Origin of the sequence: Hymenobacter segetis, assembly GCF_038448715.1 — a bacterium.
Classification (GTDB): Bacteria; Bacteroidota; Bacteroidia; order Cytophagales; family Hymenobacteraceae; genus Hymenobacter; species Hymenobacter segetis.
On the sequence record NZ_JBCEVZ010000025.1, the window covers coordinates 26,977 to 50,147 of the forward strand.

The window sequence follows — 23,171 nt, forward strand, 5'->3', positions numbered from 1 at the left end:
GCAGATGCGTTAACCAGAATTCGAAATAGGTTTGCGATGGTACAAAGGTGCCGGGAGGGCTAACGGCCAACATCCTGCACTCTCCTGCTTGGAGGTAAAAAAATTATTACCCGCCCGGCCCGGCTCCGAAAGGCGCGAAATCCGGCGTTATTTCGCGTTCAGGAGAGCACAGGAGGGTTTGTCCTCACTTACCCGGCAGCTTTGCCTAATACCTTACCATACCGAACGTAGCAATGGCTGTTATCTGGGGAGTTATCCTTCACGCGCTGGGCGGCTTTGCCTCCGGCAGTTTTTACCTGCCTTATAAGAAGGTGAACGGCTGGGCCTGGGAAAGCTATTGGCTGGTGGGCGGCATTGTGTCGTGGCTGGTAGCGCCGTGGGTGCTGGGCTACCTTACGGTGCCGCATTTGTTCGACGTGCTGCACCAGGCCGACAACTCCACCATTGCGTGGGCGTATTTCTGGGGCATTTTGTGGGGCACGGGCGGGCTCACGTTCGGGCTGGCCATGCGGTACCTGGGCCTGAGCCTGGGCATGGCCGTCACGCTGGGGCTGTGCGCGGTGTTTGGCACGCTGGTTCCTCCCATTTATGAGGGCAAGATGGGCGCGCTGCTGGCTACGGACTCAGGCCGGTACATCATCCTAGGGCTGGGCGTGTGCGTGCTGGGTATTCTGATTTGCGGCCGGGCGGGCCTGCTGAAAGAAAAGACCCTGACCCAGGAGCAGAAGCAGGAATCCATTGCTGAATTCGACCTAAAAAAGGGCCTGATGGTGGCCGTGTTCTCGGGCATCATGAGCGCCTGCTTTTCGTTCGGGCTCACGGCCGGGCAGCCCATTGCCGAACTGGCCGCTAAAAACGGCACCAACCCGCTGTTTGTGAATAACGCCATTCTGGTCATCATTCTGGCCGGCGGTCTCACCACCAACGCCATCTGGTGCCTCTACCTCAACGTCAAAAACAAGACCTATACTGACTACCTAAACCCCTCCTACCCGGCCCTGCGCAATATCATTTTCTGCGCGCTGGCGGGCACTACCTGGTATTTCCAGTTCTTTTTCTACGGCATGGGCGACAGCCAGATGGGGGCCTACCGCTTCTCGGGCTGGACGCTGCACATGGCCTTTATCATCGCCTTCAGCAGCATGTGGGGCCTCGTATTGCACGAGTGGCGCGGGGCCAACCGTAGCACCATGCGAACAGTGACGCTGGGCATTATTGCCGTGGTGCTGTCTACGGTGGTGGTGGGCTACGGCAATTATCTGGGCTCGCCCGAGCATAAGGCACCGGTAGAGGACACGGCCGCCATCAGCGCCAACGAATAGCCGCCATTTCAATGCTTGCCCTCAATAGCCCGGGCCTTATCGAATAGATGGGGGCCGGGCTTTTTTTATTCATCCTTATGAATCACCGCCTTGCTGTTTTTTTGCTGGCTACCGGCCTGCTGGGTGCCCGCCAAGTGGCCCCGCCAACCATTGCCCCGCAGGCGCAGCCCGAACGGTTGGGACGGGGGCTAGTGGCGGTGGCGCGCCCTGATGGCAAGGTACTGGTGAGCTGGCGGTTGCTGGTGAGTGATGCGCCCGGCGTGGGCTTTGATGTGTACCGGCAAACCGGCGCAACGGCAGTCAAGTTGAACAAGCAGCCGCTCACAGCCGGCACCAACTGGCTGGATGAAACCGCTAAAAAGGGCCAGGCAACTACGTACTCAGTACGAGTTGCTGGCGGCGCTACCAAACAAGTCGCGGGAGCCGCCAATGCTCCTGCTGATGCCTCAGCCACCGCCAAAACGTGGGCCGACGGCTACCTGCGCCTGCCGCTGCAGCCGCCGCCGGGCGGCACGGTGAGCAGCGGGGCCGAAACCAGCCCGTACACCTATACTGCTAATGACGCCAGCGCCGCCGACCTCGACGGCGACGGCCAGTACGAAATCGTGCTGAAATGGGAGCCTACCAACGCCCGCGACAACGGCTCCAGTGGCCTCACCGGCCCGGTTATTCTCGATGCGTACCAGCTGGATGGCACCCGCCTGTGGCGCATCAACCTGGGTCGGAATATCCGCGCCGGGGCGCACTACACGCAGTTTATGGCCTATGATTTGGACGGCGACGGCCGGGCCGAAATCGCCTGCAAAACCGCCGACGGCACCGTGGACGGCGCGGGCAAAATCGTCGGAGATGACAAGAAGGACTACCGCTCCCTCACCGTGCCCACCGACGGCGTAAGCGTGCCCACGGCCCGCGACGCCCGGTACGGCCGCATCCTGGCCGGGCCGGAGTATTTCACGGTGTTCGATGGGCGAACCGGCGCGGCGCTGGCCTCCACACCCTACCTGCCGGCGCGGGGCGAGCTGGGCGGCTGGGGTGGCATCGGGGGCAATGGCGGCAACGACCAGTACGGCAACCGCGTCGACCGTTTCCTGGCCGCCGTGGCCTACCTCGACGGCCAGCACCCCAGCGTAGTGATGTGCCGCGGCTACTACGGCCGCACCGTATTGGCCGCCTGGGACTGGCGCGGCAGCAAGCTCACCTCGCGCTGGGTATTCGACTCGAAAGACGGCCAGAACCCGTTCTCCGGCATGGGCAACCACGGCCTGAGCGTGAACGATGTGGACGGCGACGGCAAAGATGAAATCGTGTACGGCTCGATGGTGGTGGACGACAACGGCACGGGCCTGTTCAGCACCGGCCTGCGCCACGGCGATGCCCTGCACGTCTCCGACTTCGACCCCAGCCTGCCCGGCCTCGAAGCCTGGGGCGTGCACGAAAACGAGGAGAAGGTACCCGGCCACGAAAACGGCCCCGGCGCGGCTCTCTACGCCGCCGGCACCGGCCAAATCCTGTTCTCGAAACTGCCCGGCGAGGACGTGGGCCGGGGCATGGCCGCCGATATCGACCCGCGCTACCCCGGCGCGGAAATGTGGGTGAGCAACCCCGAGCTGGGCCTACTCAGCTGCAAAGGCGAACGAATCGGCCCTTCGCCGCGCTCCGTAAATTTCGGTCTGTGGTGGGATGGCGACCTGCTGCGCGAGCTGCTGAACGACACCCGCGTGGAAAAATGGGACTACCAAGCCGGCCAACTCACCAAGCTACTCGAAGGCAAGGATTTCAACGCTGCCTCTTGCAACGGCACCAAAGCCACGCCCTGCCTCAGCGCCGACCTGCTGGGCGACTGGCGCGAAGAGGTGGTGTGGCGCACCGCTGACAATTCGGCTCTGCTCATTTTCAGCACCTCGATTCCCACCCAGCACCGCCTCGTCACGCTGATGCAGGACCGCGCCTACCGCCTCGGCGTGGCCCGCGAAAACGTGGGCTACAACCAGCCCCCACACCCCGGCTTTTTTCTGGGCGAGGGGATGAAATAGGCCGGACGCCGACGGCAGGCCATACCTGAGGGGATAGGAATAGCTGGACGCCGGCGGCGGATGCTACTCAGGAGGGTAAGTGAGGCCGAACGCGCGCGGCGGGTGCTTTTAAGGCCGTTAAGTGGCATCCGCCACGCGCGCCGGATGTCACTTAGCATCTGCGGCGGCTCCCCGCAGTGCAGGTAGGTGCAGGATACCGCCGCCCGCATTCCGTCCAACATTTGGCTATCGAATACCGTGCTGCCTCTCCTCCCCCAAACCCACCCGTGAAAAAGCCCCTGCTCCCCCGGCATCTGCTGGCCGCTGCCGCCCTGCTGTTGCTGATTTGCGCCTTCGGCAAGCCCACTGCGCCGCCCACGCTCTACCTAATCGGCGACTCCACGGTGAACAACCCGAACCCGCCTCAGGCGGGCTGGGGTAACGTCATCGCCGCCTACTTCGACACCACCCGAATCAAGGTGCGCAACAACGCCAAGGCCGGCCGCAGCACCCGCACCTTCATCACCGAAGGCCGCTGGAAAACCACCATTGACGCCATCAAGCCCGGCGACTTTCTGCTGATGCAGTTCGGCCACAACGAGGGCAGCCCGCCCGATACCACCAAGGCCGGCCGGCGCGGCGTACTGCGCGGCACCGGCGAGGAAACCAAGAGTCTCGTGTGGCCCGACGGCCACCCCGAAACCGTGAACACCTACGGCTGGTACCTGCGCAAATTCATCCGCGAGGCCCGGGCCAAAGGGGCCACGCCGGTGGTCTGCTCCATGATTCCGCGCAACGAGTGGAAGGATGGCAAGGTCATTCGGGCCAGCAACGACTTCGGCAAGTGGGCCCAGGAAGTGGCGCAGCAGGAAGGCATCGCCTTCATCAATCTGAACGAAATCACCGCCCTGAAATACGACCAACTGGGCCCGGTGGAAGTGAAGAAGTTCTTCCCCGGCGACCACACCCACACCAACGAAGCCGGCGCAATTATCAACGCCGAATCGGTGGTCGACGGCATCAAAGTCAACAAGAAACTGGCGCTACGCAAGTACCTGAAGAAGTAAGCGGTTTATGAAATCCCCCAAACCCAACCTACCTCTCCGCGCCAGCTTGGGCTACGGCCTGCTGCTGGTAGCCCTGCTGCTGGCCAGCTTTACCCATCCGCTGGCCAAGCGCAAACCTACCCTCTACCTCATCGGCGACTCCACCGTGAAAAACGGCAAGGGCAAAGGCGACGGCGGCCTCTGGGGCTGGGGCAACTACCTGCCCGCGCACTTCGACACCATCCGCATCCGCATCGAGAACGATGCGCTGGGCGGCACCAGCAGCCGCACCTTCCAAACCAAGGGCCTGTGGGAAGCGGTGCGAGCCAAAATCCAGCCCGGCGACTTCGTTATCATGCAGTTCGGCCACAACGACGACGGCGCACTGGTTGATACTTCCCGCGCCCGGGGCACCATCAAGAGCAACGGCGAGGAAAGCCAGAACCTCTACAATCCCATCACCAAGCAGCAGGAAGTGGTGCACAGCTACGGCTGGTACCTCCGTAAAATCATCACCGAAACTAAAGCCAAAGGGGCCACGCCGGTGGTCTGCTCGCTCATCCCGCGCAACGTGTGGAAGGACGGCAAGGTGGCCCGCGCCATCGACAGCTACACCAAATGGGCCGCCGAAGCCGCCAAGCAGGGCGGGGCTTATTTCATCGATTTGAACCGGCTGGTGGCCGATAAATACGACCGCGAAGGCGAAGCCAAAGTGGGCACCGTCTACTTCACATCGAAAGACCACACGCACACCATCGAGGCCGGCGCGATGCTGAACGCGGCTACCGTGGCGGAGGGAATCCGGGCCACGAAAGGGCTAGCGTTGCGCAAGTATTTGAAGTAGCGCGAACTTTTAGTTCGCGTCCCCACGCCGTTACACCCATTCGGCTACGCGAACTAAAAGTTCGCGCTACTGCCACCTGCTATGAGAAAACTCGCCCTTTCGCTACTGCCGTACCTGCTGAGCCTGAATGCCAGCGCCCAATCGTTGCCCGCCGGCCGGCCCGCGCCGCTGCCGGCCACGGTCATCATACCGGCCTCGGATTTCATCCAGGAAATTCCACGGGGCGTCATTATCGCCGATGCCAACGCCCTGCACGCCCCCTGGATTTTCAACAACACGGCCCTGGTATTGAAATCGAAAACCAACATGCAGGTGCGCGTGCAGGTACCGGAAGCGGGCACGTACACGCTATTCGTGCGCAGCCAAGGTGAGAAAAACACCAGCTTCAAAGTCGCCATCAACGATAAGGTGACGGCCGCCACTTTTGGTCGCGGACCACTGAGCTGGCAGGCCGGCGGCACGTTTGAGCTGCCCGCCGGACTGGCTTACGTGAAGCTCACGCGCATCGAAATGGGCGCGGCCGTGGACGTTCTGGTGCTGAGCAAAAACGCCAATCTGAAGGAGGAAGACGTGCGGCCCTACCAGTTGCCAGAGGATGTGCAGCTGCTAAAGCAATACACCATTCCGCCCGCCAACGCCGTGAAATTTGGCGATGTGAACAACGACGGCAAAACCGATTTCATGGTGCTGGAACCGGACTTCTCTGCCCACGTTTTCGATAATTCCGGCAAAGAGCTGTGGGCGTATAAAGCGCCCGCCGAGTACGTGAAGGAACGTTCGGAATTTGAAGCGCCCGGCGTGCTCTGGGATTTCGACCACGATGGCCGGGCCGAAGTCGTCCACTGGCGCTTCATCGACGGCAAGGAATGGCTGGTGGTGGCCGATGGCCGCACGGGCCGCATCCTGCGCAAAACGGCGTGGCCCACCCAGCCGCTGCCGCACGCCTACAACAACTTCCGGCTGGCCATCGCGCACCTGCACCCCGGCCCGGCCAACGACCTGGTGGCCTACACCGACATGGGCGGCACCGAAAACGTGACCGCCTACTCGGCCGATTTGAAACAGCTCTGGCAGCACATCGAGCACCGCAAAAAAGACAACCTCGGCCACTACATCTACCCCATCGACCTCAACGGCGACGGCCTTGATGAGGTGCTCGTCGGCTCCCTCCTGCTCGATACCAAGGGCCAGGAAATCTGGAACCGCTTCGACCTGCTGCCCGACAACCACGACCACGCCGACAGCTACAAATTCATCGACATGAACGGCGACGGCAAGCTCGACATCGCCACCGCCAATAGCGAAACCGGCGTATTCATCTACGAGGCGATGACCGGCAAAATCATTTGGCAAAACACCGCCGAGCACAGCCAGCAGCTCGCTGTGGGCAATTTCCTGAAGAACGTACCCGGCCCCCAAGTCGTCATTGGCGGCCGCACCTACGGCAACCGCGCCGCCGACGAGCCCGGCCTCTCCAGCCAGCTCTACTGGTTCGACAACACGGGCAACCTGGTAACAAAATGGCCCGGCAACCCCCTCAATGGCAACCCCGATTTCGTGCGCGGTAACTGGCGCGGCGACGGCTCCACCTGGCTATTCTGGCACAAATTCCACCTCAACGACGCGGGCACCGGCGAGCTTTACTTCCCGGATATGGTCTTCCACATGTTCGATTTCATGGGTCAGGGCGCAGAGGAAGTCATCACTCTGAGCCAAGGGCGGCTGAGTGTTTTTGGCAGCCGCAGCGCCGTGCATAGCGGCAAGGATTCGAAAAAGGATGTGGAATATCTAAGAAACAGCGTGGTCAACCACACGCATTACTAGGCCTGCCCGAACGATGTGGAGACGCAACCCTTCGCGCCTCCCCGTTGAACGGCCGGAACTGCGGAGCCCTAGCAACATCAGCAACGACGAGACGCGAAGGGTCGCGTCTCTACATCGCCTTCCAATGCCCAAACCAATCCAATATCTGCTGCTGATTCTGGCGCTGCTCTCTGCCCCAACATCCCACGCTCAAACCCCAGCGCAGCGCCAAATTCAATACCTCTCCGGCCGCGATAACCACCCCACAGTACGCTGGGATTTCTACTGCACCGGTGGGCGCAAAAGCGGCTTCTGGACCACCATTGCCGTACCGTCGTGCTGGGAGCAGCAGGGCTTCGGCCTCTACAACTACGGCCGCGACTACAAAACCTACGGCAAAAACTTCCGCTTCGCCGATGAGCAAGGGCTGTATAAACATAGCTTCAACGTGCCCGCCAACTGGCGCGGGCGGCGCGTCGAAATCGTGTTTGAAGGCTCGATGACGGATACGGAGGTGAAGGTGAACGGGCAGATTGCCGGTGCTATTCACCAAGGAGCATTCTACCGTTTCAAGTACGACATCACCGACAAATTGAAGTTCGGCGAGGCCAATTTGCTCGAAGTAAAAGTGAGCAAAATGTCGGCCGAGCCCAGCGTAAACAACGCCGAGCGGCTGGCCGATTACTGGGTTTTCGGCGGGATTTTCCGGCCAGTTTACCTGCAATCCTACCCGCAACAATACGCCGACAACGTGGCTATCGATGCCCGCGCCAATGGCAGCTTCACGCTTCGCGCCAACGTGCGCAACGTTAAGCAAGCCGCCCAGCTTCAAGCCGAAATCCTCGACCAAACCGGCCAAACCGTGGGCACCGCCAGCGCCACTATAGCCGCCGGCGATACCGTCGCCCGCCTCAGCACCACCATCAAAAACCCCAGGCAGTGGACGGCCGAAACGCCCACCCTCTACCGCGCCCGCCTAACGTTGCGCAACGGCTCCGAAACCCAGTACCAAACTACCGAAACCTTCGGCTTCCGCACCATCGAAGTGCGGCGCGGCAAGGGCATTTACGTGAACGGTACGCAGGTGAAAATGAAGGGCACCAACCGCCACAGCTGGTGGCCCGAAACCGGCCGCACCCTTAACGATTCCATCCAGCTGATGGACGTGAAGCTGCTGAAGGAGATGAACATGAACGCCGTACGCATGTCGCACTACCCGCCTGATGCCGAGTTCCTGCACCTCTGCGACTCGCTGGGTTTGTACGTGCTCGATGAGCTGGCCGGCTGGCAGAAATTCTACAGCACCAAGGCTGGCACCCCGCTTGTGCGCTCCATGGTGGAAAAGGACCAGAACCATCCCAGCATCATCTTCTGGGACAATGGCAACGAGGGCGGCACCAACAAAGAATTGGACGCCATTTTCTACCAGTACGACCTCACCAAACGCCCGGTCATTCACCCGCACCACCGCCCCGGCAACGCCGCCAGCGGCATCGACTGCAACCACTACGAGGACTTCTACAGCACCCAGAAAATCCTCGCCGATTCGCTCATCTACATGCCCACCGAATTCCTGCACAGCCAGGACGATGGCGGCGGCGGGGCCGGCCTGGCCGATATGTGGGAGCTGCACTGGAAGGCCCAACGCTCGGGCGGCGGCTTCCTCTGGGCCATGGTGGACGAGGGCATCGTGCGCACCGACCAGCACAACATCATCGACGTGAACGGCGTGAACGCGCCCGACGGCCTCCTGGGCCCGCACCGCGAAAAAGAGGGCAGCTTCTTCGCCATCCGCGAGATTTTCTCGCCCATTCACATTACCCCGAAAGAGCTGCCGGCCAAATTCGACGGGAAAGTGGAAGTCGAAAACCGCTACCATTTCACCAACCTCAGCCAGTGCTTTTTTCAGTGGGAGCTGGTGAATTTCCGCAAGCCGAGCGACCCGTTTGCGGGCAGCATCACGCAGAAAAAGAGCCGCATCAAAAGCCCCAATCTGGCCCCGTTAGCCACAGGAAAGCTAAACCTGGAGCTGCCCAAAGACTGGAAAAGCTACGACGCCATCGTCCTCTCCGCCTTCGACCCGGCCAAAAACCTCGTGTATAAATGGACCTGGAAAACCGGCGGCAACGCCCGCCTGCTGGATAGCGTGCTGGCGCTCAAGGCCAAAGACAAGCCCGCCGTGCAAGTGGCCGAAACCGATACCACGCTCAGCCTCACGGCCAGCGGCATTTCGGTCATCTTCAACAAAACCAACGGCCACCTCAGCGGCATAAAAGGCAACAACGGCGACAAGCTCAGCTTCACCAACGGCCCCGTCATGGTGACCGGCACCGCCACCTTCACCGGCCTGAAACACCGCACCGAACCTGACGGCGAAGTAGTAGAAGCCAGCTACTCCGGCGACCTCAAAACCGTGCGCTGGAAGATGCACGCCACCGGCTGGCTTGAGCTCACCTACGAATACGCCCTCACCGGCGACTACGCCTTCACCGGCCTCAGTTTCAGCTACCCCGAGAACTTCGTGATTGGAGCCAAATGGCTGGGCCAGGGCCCCTACCGCGCCTGGAAAAACCGCCTTGCCGGCACCACCCTCAACGTGTGGGAAAACGCCAACAACAACACCCAAACCGCCGCCGCGCCCTGGATTTACCCTGAGTTCAAAGGCTATTTTGCCGACATCGCCTGGATGGAATTCAACACCGTGGAAGGCAAATTCCTCATCGCCAGCCCCGATAAAAACCTGTTCGTACGGCGCTTCAACTTCTACGGTCTTACCGGCATCAAGCCCCAGCCCGGCCTGCCCACCGGCGATATTTCTTTTCTGGATAACATACCGCCCATCGGCACCAAGCTCGGCCTCAACATCGACCAGCACCCCGAAAAACTCGGGCCCAACTCTGAGCCCAACCACCTGACCGGTACCCCAATCAAGCGCACGCTTTACTTCTATTTCGGCCTGCCGCCCACCGATAGCAAGCCGCAGCCCTACATCGCCCCGGTGAAGGACGATTTGTTCTAGCGCCGGCCAAGCTGCACAAACGTTGGCTTATCCCGATTACACGTCAGTTTTCCGTCTTTGAATTCCAGCTCGGCAACCTGTATGACGCTGCGTTTGGCGGCAATGGAATTGGCTGGTGCGGGACTGGCTTGGCTGCGGCCGGGGTGGGTGAAATAGAATACGTAGGCGCGATTGCCACTCACCACCACGTCGCAGTGGCCGCCGATGGCCTGGTCGTCGCGGCCCCGGCCGGGCTGTTCGAGGATGCGTTCGGGCTGGGGCTGCCAGTGCAGCAGGTCATCAGAATGATAGATGGCCATGCCTTTCCACTGGTCGATTATCATCCAGTATTGCTCGTGCCAGCGGAATACTTTGGGGCCTTCGCCGCGCTCGTTCAGGGCCTGGCCGTGGTCGGTCCAGTGCCGCAGGTCGGGGCTGTCGGCGTAGTAGATGGATTTGTGGTCCCGCTCGTTGTTGTACCACAGCCGCCAAGTGCCGTCAGGCAGCTTGAACACGCTGGCATCAATAACTTTATCGGTGATGAGCGGGAGAGTTTGCACGTATTTCCAGCTCAGCAAATCGGTGCTGGTGAGCTGGATGATAACGCGCGGGTGCTGCCAGTCGGTGAACGTGCCGGGCACGTAAGTCAGAAACATGTGGTACAGGCCCTTATCTTCCACGATGTCGGGTGCCCAGTGGGTGTAGTCTCGGTCAGGGCGGTAGTTGATGTTGGCGGTATCGCGGTAGGTCCAGGTGGTGCCGCCGTCGCCGGATTCGGCAATGCCGATGCGGGTGCCATGCACCCAGGTTACGCCGGTGGCGGTGGTATCGGTGGCGCGGCGGTCGGTGTAGAACATCCACCATTTGTTGGCCTGCTTGTTCCAGATAATGACGGGGTCGGCCGCGCCGTCGTAGATGGGGTCGCGGAATAGGGGTTTGGGGGCGGGTTTCACGACAGTTTTCCCAGAAGCCTTTTGCGCAACGGCATGGCGTGGGGAAACAATTACCAGCGCGGTTCCCAGCAAGCCCCAGGCAAAGGGGCGGGATATTTTGGTCATAAGATTCATCAGCGACTACTGTTGCTCCAGCAACTTTAACTCCTGGGCTGAGACGCGGAAAATAGTGCCGTGGCGTAGGCCCGCCGGCAGCTTTATTTGGTCAGAAACGTCGGTCCAGTGCGTTAAATCGGCGGATTTTATGGCTCCGTATTTATGCTCGCGGTACTTGTCGAAATACACCAGCCACTCCGCGCCCAGCTTGATAGCCGTCGGTCCCTCGGCCCAGTAGCTGCCAGTAATTGGCGCGGAAGAAGGGCCGTAGGGGCCGACGAGTTTATCGGAGAAAGCGACGCGCAGGTTCTTCTGCACAGGCTCGCGGGTTTCGTCCTTGAGGAACATCACGTAGCGCTTGCCATCGGGCTGAATGCTGGCATCGATGACGTTGAAGCCCGGCTCGTAGAGGAGTTTGGTGGGCGTGAAAGTCTGGAAATCCTTCGTGCTGGTGGCGTAGATGCGGTGGTTGTAGCCCTTTTCCTCCTGACTCTGGGTTTCGGGAAATTTGCCCGTGACGGTGCTGGCCCAGTAGATGAGGTAGGTTTTGGAGCCGGGGTCGTAGGTGATTTCGGGGGCCCAGGTGTTGCGGGTGCCGGGCTCGTGCGCCATCACGGGCAGAAAGCGCTGCTCGCTCCAGTGAATGAGGTCTTTGGAAGTGGCGTAGCCGATGCCCTTGTCCTGCCAGCTCACCGTCCAGACCATGTGAAAGCGGCCGTCCGCGCCGCGCAGGATGCAGGGGTCGCGCATCAGGCGGTCCTGGCTCACGGTGGGGCGCAGGAAGGTGCTGTCGTGTTTCAGGGCGGTCCAGGTGTAGCCGTCGCGGCTGCTGGCGAGGTGCAGGCCGTCCTGGCCGTTGTTTTTGAAGTAGCAGAAGATGAGGGCTTCGTTTTTAGGAAGCGCGGTCTGGGCGCAGGCGGGGCCGGCCAGAAGTCCAACGAAGGCGAGGAAGACGGCAATTTTCATTATCAAACTGCTTAGTAGCTTATATCAACGCTGCCGGTTGCGGAGTAAGCGGGCTTGACTCCGCTGGCCGATTTCACCTCCGTAAAGCTCACTCGCTCGGCATCGTTGATGACGACCTTCGCATTATCCGGCAGCCGGATATTACTAAATGTGACATTCCGCAGCCGGTGCGCGGGGTCTTTGAAGCCGTTGATGTTGATGGCAGGCTCAGCGGCGGAGGCTTCGGACAGGTCAATGTTCTGAAAAACGAAGTTTTCGAAAGTAGGAATTTCGGGAGCGGGCGCACCGTCGTTGTTATAATTGACGGCCGAGAAGATGGTGATTTGGCGCAGCTGACACTCCCTGACGGTGACGTTGCGAACGTAGCCACCCCGGTCTTTGGTGCCCTTTATCTGCATGCCGTGCAGCAACGGGCCGGCCTTACAGTCCTGCACCAGCACCTCGCTCACGCCGCCCGACATCTCGCTGCCGATGGAAATGCCGTGCCCGCGCAGGAAGTCGCAATCGGTAATCCGCACGTTGCGCGTGGGTTTGGCAATGGCGAAGCCTTCGGGGTTTTTGCCCGATTTGATGGCGATGCAGTCGTCGCCGGTATCGAAGGTGCAGTTGAAAATGTAGGAATCGGTGGACGAATCGGGGTCGATGCCATCGCCGTTGTGGATGCCTTTGGTGACGATGGCCAAATCGTGACAGCTGATGTTGTGGCTGTAGATGTAGTGGATGGTCCAGCAGGGCGGCTCCGTCACGGTGAGGTGCGAAATGCTCACGTCCTGGCAGCTCAGCAGGCAGATGAGGCGGCCCCGGCTGCGCAGGCCGTGAGCTTTGGTCATGGCATCGCCCAGCCGCCGCCCGCCGCCTAAAATAGTGCCGCCACCGGTGATGCGCAGGTTGCTCACCGTGTAGCCGTTGCGATTTAGCGTGCCGGCGTTGAGCAGGCTTGCGTAGGTGCTTAATTCCCAGCCTTCGAAGCGGTTCAGAATCATCGGCAGGTAGTCGTCGGGCACTCTGGAGCCTTTCAACACGCCTTCAATGCGCAGCGTCATATTGCTCTTCAGAAAAAGCGCGCCCGACACGTAAGTACCCTTCGGAATGTAGACGGTGCCGCCCGCCTCGCAGGCAGTAATAGCCGCTTGAATAGCTTTGGTGTTGACGATGGCGGTGTCGTTTTTGGCACCGTAATCGAGTACGTTATACACCTTGCCTTTGGCGGCAGTTTTGAAGGTGAGCGTGCTGAATTCTTTGTCCTTCTGGCCGCTGGCGGGCTTCACACTCAGCCGAATAGTGTACTGGGTAGCGGGTGCCAGTTGGGCAATAGTGTAATTGGTTTTGCTTGTCGAAGCCACGGCTTTGCCATTCAAGGACAGCTCGTAGGCCACCTTTTCTTTCCCGGATTCCTTGTCCCACAAGAGTGTAACTGAGCTCTCGGTGAGGGTACCCGGCGCAATAAGGAGGTGGCGTTTATCGATGGGCGCGGCCGCAACGCGGGCGGCAATAGCCACGAAGAAACTCACCCAGAAGAGGCGATGAATTGCGTTTAGGGAAGCTCGATTGGCCATTGAGGAAAATGAGTGGGTTTGATTTTTAGCAACAGTCAGGTCCCCGACTGCGCGGCTAATTCCCGTCCGGCTTAGTCACGGCGCTGCGGGGGCTGTCAATCCAAATCCAACTGGCCAGTGCGTCCGGCTTGGCCGGGTCGAACGTGAGCGTGTCATTTTTCAGGAATTTCACCAGGCCCAGCTTATTGGTTTTGATGCCTTCGACCACGCACTTGGCCAGCTCGTAGGCCCCGTAGGGATTGAAATGAGTGTTGTCGGCGAGGGGTTCGGGCTGGTTGGGATAGGTGTTGGCGGGGTAATGCACCAAGGCTTTTTTCGATTCTTCTACCCCGAGAGCTTCGTAGAATTTGGCCGACATGGCGTTGAGGTCGATAAGCGGGACTTTCTCCTCTTCGGCCACCTTGCGGGCAGCAGCAGGGAAGTCGCCGAGGCTGTTTTCAATCTTGCCATCGGCCCCGAAGGTGCGGCGGCTGGTGGAGGTGACAATGACCGGGATGCCGCCCTTTTTGCGCACCTCCTGCACGAAGAGGTGCAGCCGCTCAGAATATGATTTCCACGCACCGTCGTTTTCGCCCTTGTCCTTCTGGTCGTTGTGGCCGAATTCGATGAACAGGTAGTCGCCGGGCTTCATCACGCTTAGCACTTTGGTGAGGCGCTTCGAGCTGAGGAAACTGCCCAGCGTGAGGCCCGATTCGGCGTGGTTGGCCACGGCCACGCCGGGCTTGAGGAAGCGCGGCAGCATCTGGCCCCAGGCGGCCCAAGGCTCGTCGTCCTGGTTCACCACGGTGGAGTTGCCGGCCAGGAAAATGGTGGTGGCCGTGGGCGCGGGCGTTATTTCCAGCGCGGCCAGGCAGGGGTTCGCACCGTCGAATTCGAGGGTTAGGCGGTCGTCCCAGTCCAGTTTATGCAGCTCGCGGGGCTTCAGGCTCACGGTTTCAGTGTCGCTGATGCGGCGGCTCTTGACGTTGAGCGTGAAGGTTTGGGTCGTGAACTGGCCGGGTTTAGTGGCGGTAGTTTCGAGCAGCAGGCGGCGCGATTCGGCCTTCAGAAAAGTGCTGGATGGGCCCTTGGTGTCGCCTAGGGTCACGGTCACGTTGTAGTTGCCCTCGGGCAGCTTTACTGAGAAGTAGAAGGGCTGCCTGCTGGTTACGAAGTCGCTTTTCAGGGCATCCTTGCCGCCCCGGTCTGTGCCCGTCACCGTCGTGCCGAAATCGAAGCCGTAGCCGGTGGCATCCGAATAAGTGGCGGTGGGCAGCACCTGCTGGTAGCCGGCGGCCGTTTTGCCGGGGCCGAAATCAAACTTGTACGTGGTTTTAGGCGATTGCGCGGCGGCAGAAGCGGCCAGCAGCATACTAGCCCCAATGGTCAGGACGGAAATTTTCATGGGCGGGAAGTGACGAGTGGGCTAAAAGTACCGGCGGCGGCTACCGGCGCTTACCTGCACTGTCATGGCTCCGGCAGAGTGCAGGAGAGTGCCGCCCGAAAGACAGCCGTAGTTGCATCACATCTCATCCACTGCCCCAATCCCACCCGCGCTTATGCTGGCCCGCCGCACGTTTCTGACTGGTTTATTACTAGCCCCGCTGACGCGCGCTTTGGCCGGTTTCACGGGCCGGCTCATTGATTATCCCAAGGCCGCTTTCGCCAGATTCAGCAAGCACCTGCGGCCCGTGGGCCGGGCCCTGGAGCTGCCCGATTACTATGTGTGGTGCAACTCGCCCATCTACGGGCCCGATGGCAAGGTGCACGTTTTCTTCTCACGCTGGGATGCCAAAAAGGGCATGGGCGGCTGGCTCAACGGCTCCGAAATAGCCCATGCCGTGGCCGACAAGCCCGAAGGGCCCTTCACCGTGCTCGGAACTGTGCTGGCCCCGCGCGGCCCTGGCCACTGGGACGCCACCACCTGCCACAATCCCAGTATCCAGTTCGTGGATGGGCAATACTGCCTGTTTTTCATGGGCAATTCCAACGGCAAAACCGACACCAAGCGCATCGGCCTCGCCACCGCCCCCACCCTCAACGGCCCCTGGACGCGGCCCGATGCGCCGCTATTGCTGCCCGGCCCCACCGGAGCCTGGGACGACCATTGCACCACCAATCCGGCCTTCATCAAGCACCCCAACGGGCAATACTGGCTCTACTATAAGTCCTGGAATACCAAGGAATACGACGAGGCCAAGGGGAAAGAAATTCGCGGCAACCGCAAATACGGCCTTGCCATCTCGGATAAGCTGGCCGGGCCATACGTGAAATTTGAAGGCAACCCGGTTATCGATTTCTCCAAGCAGGGCAGCAACAAGCAGTTCGAAGATGCCTTTGTGTGGCGGCAGCACGGCAAACTCTGCCTGCTGGCCCGCGACATGGGCGTGTACAGCCAGGAAGTGGGCCTCTACCTTGAATCCGAAGATGGCAAGGCCTGGACATTCCCCAAAATCGCCTTCCTGCCCATCCGGGACTATGGCGTGCAGGAACCGCCCGCGCCGCCCAAACTCAAGCGTTACGGCCGCCTCGAACGGCCGCAGCTGTTGCTACGCGATGGCCGGCCGGAGTATCTGTTCTGCGCCTCGCAGGGTGGGAAGGAGATGACGGCTTCGGCATTCATTCTGAAAATAGTGTAGGGTGCGGGGCTTGTCCCCGCCCGTCGTTGAACGATTCGGGCACTAGCCGTTCAACGACGGGCGGGGACAAGCCCCGCACCCTACTTCAATCCCTAACTCATGGCCCGCTACTTCCTGCTGCTCCTACTGATACTCCCGCGCCTTAGCCACGCCGACGTCACCTTGCCCGCGTTGCTGACCGACAACATGGTGCTCCAACAGAAAACCACGGTGGCCCTCTGGGGCTGGGCCGCGCCCGGCGAAGCCGTGACGGTAACCGCCAGCTGGCAAAAAGCCCCCGCCAAAGCCACGGCTGATGCGCAGGGCAACTGGCTGGTGCGCGTGCCCACCACCAAAGCCGGCGGCCCCTACACCATCACCATCAACGGCCAAAACAAGCTCACCATCAACAACGTGCTGCTGGGCGAAGTGTGGCTGTGCTCGGGCCAATCAAACATGAAATTCTCAGTGGATAAGGGCGCGGCCAAATGGATGACGGGCGTCAAGAATGCCGCTGAAGTAATTCCAGATGCCCATTTCCCAGCTATCCGCATGTTCACGGTGGCGGAGCGCGTATCCGATACACCGCAGCGCGACGTGGCCGGTAACTGGGTAGTGTGCAACCCCGAAACCGTGGGCAAGTTCTCGGCCGTGGCCTACTTCTTTGGCCTTGAAATTCACCAGAAATTAAACGTACCGGTGGGCCTCATTCACTCCTCTTGGGGCGGCACTCCGGCCGAGTCGTGGACACGGCGGGAGGTGCTGGAAAACAACCCCGTGCTGCGCCCCATCCTCACCCGCTACGCCCTGGGCCTGACGCAGCGCCCGGCCTACGAAACTGCCCTGGCGGCCTGGAAACAGGAGAAAATTGATAATCCCCAGACTACCCGCCCCAAGCCGGAGGAGCCACTCAGTGCCACCAGCAATAAATCACCCGCGAAGCTCTACAACGGCATGATTCGCGGGCTGGAGCCGTACACGCTGCGCGGCGTTATCTGGTATCAGGGCGAAAGCAATGCCGAGCGCGCCTACCAATACCGCACGCTATTCCCGGCGATGATTGCGAACTGGCGGCAGGACTGGCAGCTGCCCGGCCTGCCCTTCTACTTCGTGCAAATAGCCCCGCACAAGGGCCAGAACCCCGAAATCCGCGAAGCGCAGCTGCTCACTTGGCAAACCGTGCCGCACACCGGCATGGTGGTCACCACCGACGTGGGCGACTCGCTCGACATCCACCCGCGCGACAAGCAGACCGTGGGCCATCGCCTGGCCCTGTGGGCACTGGCCAAAACCTACGGCACGCCGGCCCTCCCCTACTCCGGCCCACGCTACAAGGCTATGCTGGTAAAAAATGGTGAGGCCCGCCTCACCTTCGACTACGCCGAGGGCCTGCTGAGCCGCGACGGAGCTCTGCGTGAGTTCACCCTTGCTGGCCCCGACAGCGTGTTCCGGCCCGCCCAGGCGCGCATCGTGGGGCGCACGGTGGTGGTGAGCAGCCCGCAGGTGGCGCGGCCGGTAGCGGTGCGCTTCGGATGGGCTAAGTCGCCGATGCCCAACCTGTTCAACAGCGTGGGGCTGCCGGCCTCACCCTTCCGCACCGACCAGTGGCGCACGCCCACGCAGGGCAAAGAGTAGCGGTGAAAAATCGTTTTTGGAGGCGGGCAGGAGGGTGCGGGAAGGCTATTAATTAGAAAAAATAGATTTTTGCATAGATGAATGGTGAGCCCCGGCAGGTTGCTACCAAATCAACCCCGGCGAGGTCGGTATGGGCAGCTGCAACTGCCCGTACCGGCTGGGCCGCCGCCACGCAGCAGCACTTTGCTACCGGCCCGGCGCTCCGGCACCGGATTTTGGGTTACTCAAAGTGTGAGGCCGGCCAGCCGGGCGCGGCCCGCAGGTGGCAGCCTCGACGGTAGTGAGTAAGCAACTACTAAACTAAGTGCAGCTAAGCAGTAGTCTACAGGAGAGTACCGGCGAAACACGCTCATAATATTGGCCTCAGGTTCGGCCTCCACGTCCCTTCTTTCTTCAAAAAAATCTCACCCAAGTTCATACGCTCATGAAGAAGTTTTATCCCTGGCATCGGTTGCGTCTCGCGGCGTGTGTGCCAATGCTCCTGCTGGCGGGGCCGGGAACGGCACTGGCCGCCGCGCACCCGGTGCGCCACGTAGCCGCCGACTGGCAGCTGACCGGCAAAGTGACCTCGCCCACCGGCGAAGGCCTGCCCGGCGTGACCGTGGTAGTGAAAGGCACCACGCTGGGCACCACCAGCAACGCCGATGGCTCGTTCACCATCTCGGTACCTGAAAAGGCCGGCACGCTGGTTTTCAGCTTTATTGGGTTTCAAACCCAGGAAAAACCCTTTTCCGGCCCCGGCAGCTTCAACGTGAAGCTGAGCGACGACACCAAGAGCCTCGACGAGGTGGTGGTGGTGGGCTACGGCACCCAGAAGCGGGCCGACGTGACCGGCGCCATTGCCACCCTGGATGCCCGCAAGCTGGAAGAACGGCCCATTACCCGCGTCGACCAGGCGCTGGTGGGCCAGCTGGCCGGCGTGCAAGTGAAGCAGGTATCGGGCGTGCCCGGCCGGGCCTTCAGCATTCAGGTGCGGGGTGCGGGTTCTATTTCGGCCGGCAACGAGCCGCTGTATGTAATCGACGGCTTTCCGCTGGAGACGGCGGCGGCCAACGGTGGCGGGCGCTTCAGCGCCGGCAGCCCGTTGGACAACATCAACCCTAATGACATTGAGAAGATTGAGGTGCTGAAGGATGCGGCCGCGGCCGCCATCTACGGCTCGCGGGCGGCCAACGGCGTGGTGCTCATCACCACCAAGCGCGGCCGCTCGGGCAAGCCCCAAATCAGCGTGAATACCTACGTGGGCGGCTCGCGGGCCGCCAAAAAGCTCGACGTGCTGAGCGGCGATGAGTGGATTTCGAAAGCCACGGAAATCATCAACACCAACTGGGTACGCTCGACGCCGACCACGCCCGGTGCCACGCCCCGCACCGCCGACCAGAACAACACCACCCGCCGCCAGATTCTGAACTCGACGCTCACGGCCACGGGCGTACTGCCCACGCAGTTGGGGCCCACGCAGTACAACACCGACCTGATGCTGGACGAGCGTTGGGCCATGCCCGGCCACCCCGGCCTGGCGTTTGTGGACTGGCAGGACCAGCTCTACCGCACCGGCCTGAGCCAGAGCTACCAGGTGAGCGCCTCCGGGGCCACCGATAACGTGAACTACTTCGTATCGGGCAACTACAGCGACCAGCAGGGCTTCGCTATTGGCCTTGACTACAAGCGGTACTCGGCCCGCGCCAACGTGGAAGTAAAAGCCAGCGACAAGCTGCGCTTCGGCCTGACAGTGAGCCCGTCGTTTTCGATTGCCACCGACCCGGGCATCGAAGGCAAGGACAACCGCTTCCACCAGCTGCTTTCCGAAACCCCGGTGGTGGAAGACACGGCCGGCGTGAACACGGCTTATGGCAAAAACGACGCGTACCGCTGGGGCGTGAGCACGGCCAGCCCGATTGCCCTTATCAAGGCTTATCAGGGCGATACCCGCACGTTCCGGACCCTGGGCACGGTGTTTGGCGAGTTTCAGCCCATTACGGGCCTGCGGCTACGCTCCTCGCTGAACATGGACAACACCGACGCCACGTCGAAGTCGTTTCAGCCACCCACGCGCACGCTGGTTACCTCGCTGGCCAGCGGCTCGTACGCCGCCTTCCGCCGCCAGACGTTTGTGAACGAAAACACGGCCACCTACAGCAAGGTCATCGGCAAAAACGACTTCTCGGTGCTGCTGGGCCAGGCCTACAACTTTGCCAAGCTCGACAACGTGGCCCTGGCCGCAAACGGTGGCTTCATCAACAACAACCTGACCACGCTGAACGCGGCCACCAACATCACGGGCACGGCCGCCAACTACACCACCGAGACCCAGAGCGTGCTGCTCTCCTACTTCGGCCGTTTGCAATACGCCTTCGACGGTAAGTACCTGGTTTCGGCCAGCGTGCGCCGCGATGCGTCGTCGCGCTTCGGGTTTGAGGACCGGGCCGGCGTTTTCCCGGCCGTATCGGCCGGCTGGCGCATCTCGCAGGAGCCGTTTATGGCGGCTACCACTAACGTACTGAGCGACCTGAAGCTGCGCGGCAGCCTGGGCTACTCCGGCAACAACACCATCGGCGACTACAGCAGCATTGCCACGTTGGGCTTTGCCAACTACGCCTTGGGCGGCACCTCGGCCGTGCAGGTGACGGGCCAGGCTCCCAACAAAGTGGGCAACCCGTCGCTGAAATGGGAGCGCAACCGCACCGTGGACTTCGGCGTGGACGTGGCCTTCCTCAAAAACCGCATCACGGCCTCGGCCGACTATTACACCAAAACAAGCCAGGACCTGCTCCTGAACGTGCCCGTGGCCAGCGGCTCGGGCTTCACCACCAGCCTGCAGAACATTGGCGAGGTGCGCAACAACGGTTGGGAAGTGGAGCTGAACACCCGCAACCTGGAAGGCGCCTTCTCCTGGACTACTTCCTTCAACCTGAGCCACAACGAGAACAAAGTGGTGCACCTGGGCCCCGGCGATGCCACCATCGAAGTGCCTAACGGCCTGGATACGCCCAGCAACATCCTGAAAGTGGGCCTGCCCATCTACAGCATTTTCGTGGTGAAGCAGACTGGCATCCTTTCGCAATCCGACATCGACAGCAAGGTGGCCCAGCTGGGCACGCAGTCGGCCGGCGAGCCCAAGTTTGAAGATTTCAACGGCGACGGCAAAATTGACTTCAACGACCGCCAGGTGGTGGGCAACCCCAACCCCACCTACACCTACGGCATGACCAACACGCTGCGCTACAAGGGCTTCGACCTGAGCTTCCTGGTGCAGGGCCAGGCCGGCGGCTCCATCTACTCCACCCTGGGCCGGGCCATCGACCGGATGGGCGTGGGCTACAAGGAAAACGCCCTGGGCCGCGTGCGCGACCGGTGGTTTTCGGCCGACAACCCCGGCGACGGCATCAAGGGCAAGGCGACGCCGCTGAGCACCACCTTCATCCGCAACACCGACTGGCTGTACTCGTCGAACTACTACCGGGTGCGCACCATCACGCTGGGCTACGACCTGGGCCTGATTATCAAGAAGAGCGTGGCGCAGGGTGCCCGCGTGTATGTGACCGCCGAAAACTGGTTCGGGCACGACAACTACTACGGCGGCCTCAACCCCGACGCCCTGAACACCAACAACGGCAGCACCTTCGTGTCGGGCTCCGACTACGGCGGACTGCCGCTGGCCAAAACCCTGATTCTGGGCCTGAACCTCACTTTTTAATCGGCTGGGTTTGTCCCACTCACCCTTCTGAAAATTCCCATGAAACGTATATTCCTCTTCTTAAGCCTGGCCTGCGCCGTGGCCCTGAGCGGCTGCGAAAAAGACCTGGACCAGCTGCCGATTTCGAACGGTTCGGTACCAGACTTCTATAAATCGGCCACCGACTTCGACCAAGCCATGACCTCGGTGTACAGCCAGCTGCGCGGCTACCCCGACCGCGAGGTGTACCTGTCGGAAGTGCGCTCCGACAATATTTACGCCTCCAGCGCCGTAGGCGGGCGCGACTGGGACCCCATCAACAACTTCTCCACCCTGCTCAACATCAACGCCATCGTGGCCGATGCCTGGGCTACGGACTACGCCACCATCTACCGGGCCAACGTGATGCTCGACCAGCTGGCCGCCAATGGCTCGGTGGTGCCGGCCGCGCTGCGCACCCGCTACGAGGGCGAAGCCAAGTTCATTCGGGCTTTCATGTATTTCGATTTGGTGCGCAAGTTTGGCCGCGTGCCCGTGATTGAGCATGCCCTGCTGCCCCGCGAAGTAGCCCAGATTCCGCGCGCCGACGTGGCCAAAGTGTATGAGCTGATTATTAAAGACCTGGGCACCGCCATCACCAACCTGCCCGTTTCCTACACGGGGGCCAACGTGGGCCGCGTGACGGTGGGAGCTGCCAAGGGCATTCTGGCGCTGGTGTACCTCACCCGCTCGGGCCCGGACTACGGCATCAAAGGCCCCGGCATGAACTCCAACGAGTTTGACAAAGCCAATGCCCTGCTCAGCGAAATCATCGCGGCCACTGGCACGGCCCGCTACGCCACCCAGGCCACCTACGCCGGCATTTTCTCGCCCACGGCCGAGAACAACTCGGAGGTAATCTTCGACATTCAGTACTTCGCCAACGGCACGGTGGGTGGCTCGTTCCAGAACATTGTGGTGCCCGATGGCTACTATACTCAGATTGGTTTGTCATTCTCGGCCGGCTCGGTCGAAATCAAACCCTGCTCGAACGACCTGGTGAATACGTATGCGACGGCTGACGTGCGCAAAGCATTCAACATCCAGCCTGGCTTCTCGTACGTCACCGGTGCGACGACTATCTCGGATACCCGGCCGTTCTTCAAAAAGTACGTGAACGTGGCCGCCAAAGGCGCCAGCCGCACCGACTGGGGCCTGAACTACATCGTGTTGCGCTACACCGACATCCTGATGATGAAGGCCGAATGCCAGATGCGCGGCGTGGGCGGCAGCGTGGCCGATGCCCTGCTGCTGGTGAACCCCATCCGGGTGCGGGCGGGCGTGCCGCCCCTAACCACTCTCACTCTGGAAACGCTCATGGAGGAGCGCCGCCGCGAGTTTGCCGGCGAGAACCTGCGCTGGAACGACCTCATGCGCTCCGGTCTGGCCCTGACCGTGATGAACGCCTGGGCCGCACGTGAAGACCTGGCCCCGCCGTTCAACAAAATCACCCGGCCCATCACCGCCAACCTGCTGCTCTACCCCGTGCCGCAGGCCGAGCTGGCGGCAGTGCCCGGTCTCTACGACCAGAACCCCGGCTACTAAAAACCCTGTTTGCTGAGGCGCTACGCCCGGTTTTGGCTTCGGTCGGCACTATGCTGGCGGGGCCGAAACCGGGCGTAGCT

General features: G+C 61.3%; 14 protein-coding genes. 10 read left to right on the forward strand and 4 right to left on the reverse strand.

What is annotated here, in order from left to right:
- Window positions 1–233: 233 nt before the first annotated feature.
- From rhaT to AAFH49_RS11910, 6 genes are all read left to right on the forward strand, one after another.
- A complete protein-coding gene (gene rhaT / locus AAFH49_RS11885) occupies window positions 234–1,322 on the forward strand; it encodes an L-rhamnose/proton symporter RhaT (protein ID WP_342298343.1) in 1,089 nt (362 codons plus the stop codon).
- A 77-nt stretch (window positions 1,323–1,399) separates the two neighbouring features.
- Window positions 1,400–3,358 (forward strand): rhamnogalacturonan lyase, encoded by a 1,959-nt coding sequence (locus AAFH49_RS11890; RefSeq protein ID WP_342298345.1) that lies wholly within the window; start codon window positions 1,400–1,402, stop codon window positions 3,356–3,358.
- A 266-nt stretch (window positions 3,359–3,624) separates the two neighbouring features.
- Window positions 3,625–4,404, forward strand: a complete 780-nt coding sequence (locus AAFH49_RS11895; protein WP_342298347.1) for a rhamnogalacturonan acetylesterase — start codon at window positions 3,625–3,627, stop codon at window positions 4,402–4,404.
- A gap of 7 nt (window positions 4,405–4,411) precedes the next feature.
- Window positions 4,412–5,227, forward strand: a complete 816-nt coding sequence (locus tag AAFH49_RS11900; RefSeq protein ID WP_342298349.1) for a rhamnogalacturonan acetylesterase — start codon at window positions 4,412–4,414, stop codon at window positions 5,225–5,227.
- An 81-nt stretch (window positions 5,228–5,308) separates the two neighbouring features.
- Window positions 5,309–7,051 carry a hypothetical protein gene (locus AAFH49_RS11905; RefSeq protein ID WP_342298351.1) on the forward strand — a complete coding sequence of 581 codons (1,743 nt, stop codon included), beginning with the start codon at window positions 5,309–5,311 and terminating at the stop codon, window positions 7,049–7,051.
- A 124-nt stretch (window positions 7,052–7,175) separates the two neighbouring features.
- Entirely contained in the window at window positions 7,176–10,049 is a 2,874-nt protein-coding gene (locus AAFH49_RS11910) for a glycoside hydrolase family 2 protein (RefSeq protein ID WP_342298352.1), read from the forward strand.
- Here AAFH49_RS11910 and AAFH49_RS11915 read toward each other — a convergent pair.
- The 4 genes from AAFH49_RS11915 to AAFH49_RS11930 all read right to left on the reverse strand — a co-directional run bounded on the left by AAFH49_RS11915 (window position 10,046) and on the right by AAFH49_RS11930 (window position 14,983).
- Window positions 10,046–10,981: a glycoside hydrolase family protein gene (locus tag AAFH49_RS11915; RefSeq protein WP_342298353.1), complete on the reverse strand. Its 936-nt coding sequence runs from the start codon at window positions 10,979–10,981 to the stop codon at window positions 10,046–10,048. The genes AAFH49_RS11910 and AAFH49_RS11915 overlap by 4 nt on opposite strands.
- A gap of 120 nt (window positions 10,982–11,101) precedes the next feature.
- A complete protein-coding gene (locus tag AAFH49_RS11920) occupies window positions 11,102–12,043 on the reverse strand; it encodes a glycoside hydrolase family 43 protein (RefSeq protein WP_342298355.1) in 942 nt (313 codons plus the stop codon).
- Between the two features lie 11 nt (window positions 12,044–12,054).
- Entirely contained in the window at window positions 12,055–13,599 is a 1,545-nt protein-coding gene (locus AAFH49_RS11925) for a glycoside hydrolase family 28 protein (RefSeq protein ID WP_342298357.1), read from the reverse strand.
- Window positions 13,600–13,654: 55 nt separating this feature from the next.
- On the reverse strand, window positions 13,655–14,983 hold the full coding sequence (locus AAFH49_RS11930) for a rhamnogalacturonan acetylesterase (protein ID WP_342298358.1): 1,329 nt from the start codon (window positions 14,981–14,983) through the stop codon (window positions 13,655–13,657).
- Between the two features lie 154 nt (window positions 14,984–15,137).
- Here AAFH49_RS11930 and AAFH49_RS11935 point away from each other — a divergent pair, with 154 nt between their 5' ends.
- From AAFH49_RS11935 to AAFH49_RS11950, 4 genes are all read left to right on the forward strand, one after another.
- A complete protein-coding gene (locus tag AAFH49_RS11935) occupies window positions 15,138–16,217 on the forward strand; it encodes a glycoside hydrolase family protein (protein ID WP_342298360.1) in 1,080 nt (359 codons plus the stop codon).
- 99 nt (window positions 16,218–16,316) lie between these two features.
- Complete coding sequence (locus AAFH49_RS11940) at window positions 16,317–17,831, forward strand: sialate O-acetylesterase (protein ID WP_342298362.1); 1,515 nt, start codon at window positions 16,317–16,319, stop codon at window positions 17,829–17,831.
- A gap of 424 nt (window positions 17,832–18,255) precedes the next feature.
- Window positions 18,256–21,528 (forward strand): SusC/RagA family TonB-linked outer membrane protein, encoded by a 3,273-nt coding sequence (locus AAFH49_RS11945; RefSeq protein WP_342298363.1) that lies wholly within the window; start codon window positions 18,256–18,258, stop codon window positions 21,526–21,528.
- 39 nt (window positions 21,529–21,567) lie between these two features.
- Window positions 21,568–23,091, forward strand: a complete 1,524-nt coding sequence (locus tag AAFH49_RS11950; RefSeq protein ID WP_342298365.1) for a RagB/SusD family nutrient uptake outer membrane protein — start codon at window positions 21,568–21,570, stop codon at window positions 23,089–23,091.
- Window positions 23,092–23,171 lie beyond the last annotated feature (80 nt).

Coding starts and splice junctions, on each gene's coding strand:
- rhaT (WP_342298343.1), top strand. CDS start 234: ATGGCTGTTATCTGGGGAGTTATCCTTCACGCGCTGGGCGGCTTTGCC.
- AAFH49_RS11890 (WP_342298345.1), top strand. CDS start 1,400: ATGAATCACCGCCTTGCTGTTTTTTTGCTGGCTACCGGCCTGCTGGGT.
- AAFH49_RS11900 (WP_342298349.1), top strand. CDS start 4,412: ATGAAATCCCCCAAACCCAACCTACCTCTCCGCGCCAGCTTGGGCTAC.
- AAFH49_RS11905 (WP_342298351.1), top strand. CDS start 5,309: ATGAGAAAACTCGCCCTTTCGCTACTGCCGTACCTGCTGAGCCTGAAT.
- AAFH49_RS11910 (WP_342298352.1), top strand. CDS start 7,176: ATGCCCAAACCAATCCAATATCTGCTGCTGATTCTGGCGCTGCTCTCT.
- AAFH49_RS11920 (WP_342298355.1), bottom strand. CDS start 12,043: ATGAAAATTGCCGTCTTCCTCGCCTTCGTTGGACTTCTGGCCGGCCCC.
- AAFH49_RS11925 (WP_342298357.1), bottom strand. CDS start 13,599: ATGGCCAATCGAGCTTCCCTAAACGCAATTCATCGCCTCTTCTGGGTG.
- AAFH49_RS11930 (WP_342298358.1), bottom strand. CDS start 14,983: ATGAAAATTTCCGTCCTGACCATTGGGGCTAGTATGCTGCTGGCCGCT.
- AAFH49_RS11935 (WP_342298360.1), top strand. CDS start 15,138: ATGCTGGCCCGCCGCACGTTTCTGACTGGTTTATTACTAGCCCCGCTG.
- AAFH49_RS11940 (WP_342298362.1), top strand. CDS start 16,317: ATGGCCCGCTACTTCCTGCTGCTCCTACTGATACTCCCGCGCCTTAGC.
- AAFH49_RS11945 (WP_342298363.1), top strand. CDS start 18,256: ATGAAGAAGTTTTATCCCTGGCATCGGTTGCGTCTCGCGGCGTGTGTG.
- AAFH49_RS11950 (WP_342298365.1), top strand. CDS start 21,568: ATGAAACGTATATTCCTCTTCTTAAGCCTGGCCTGCGCCGTGGCCCTG.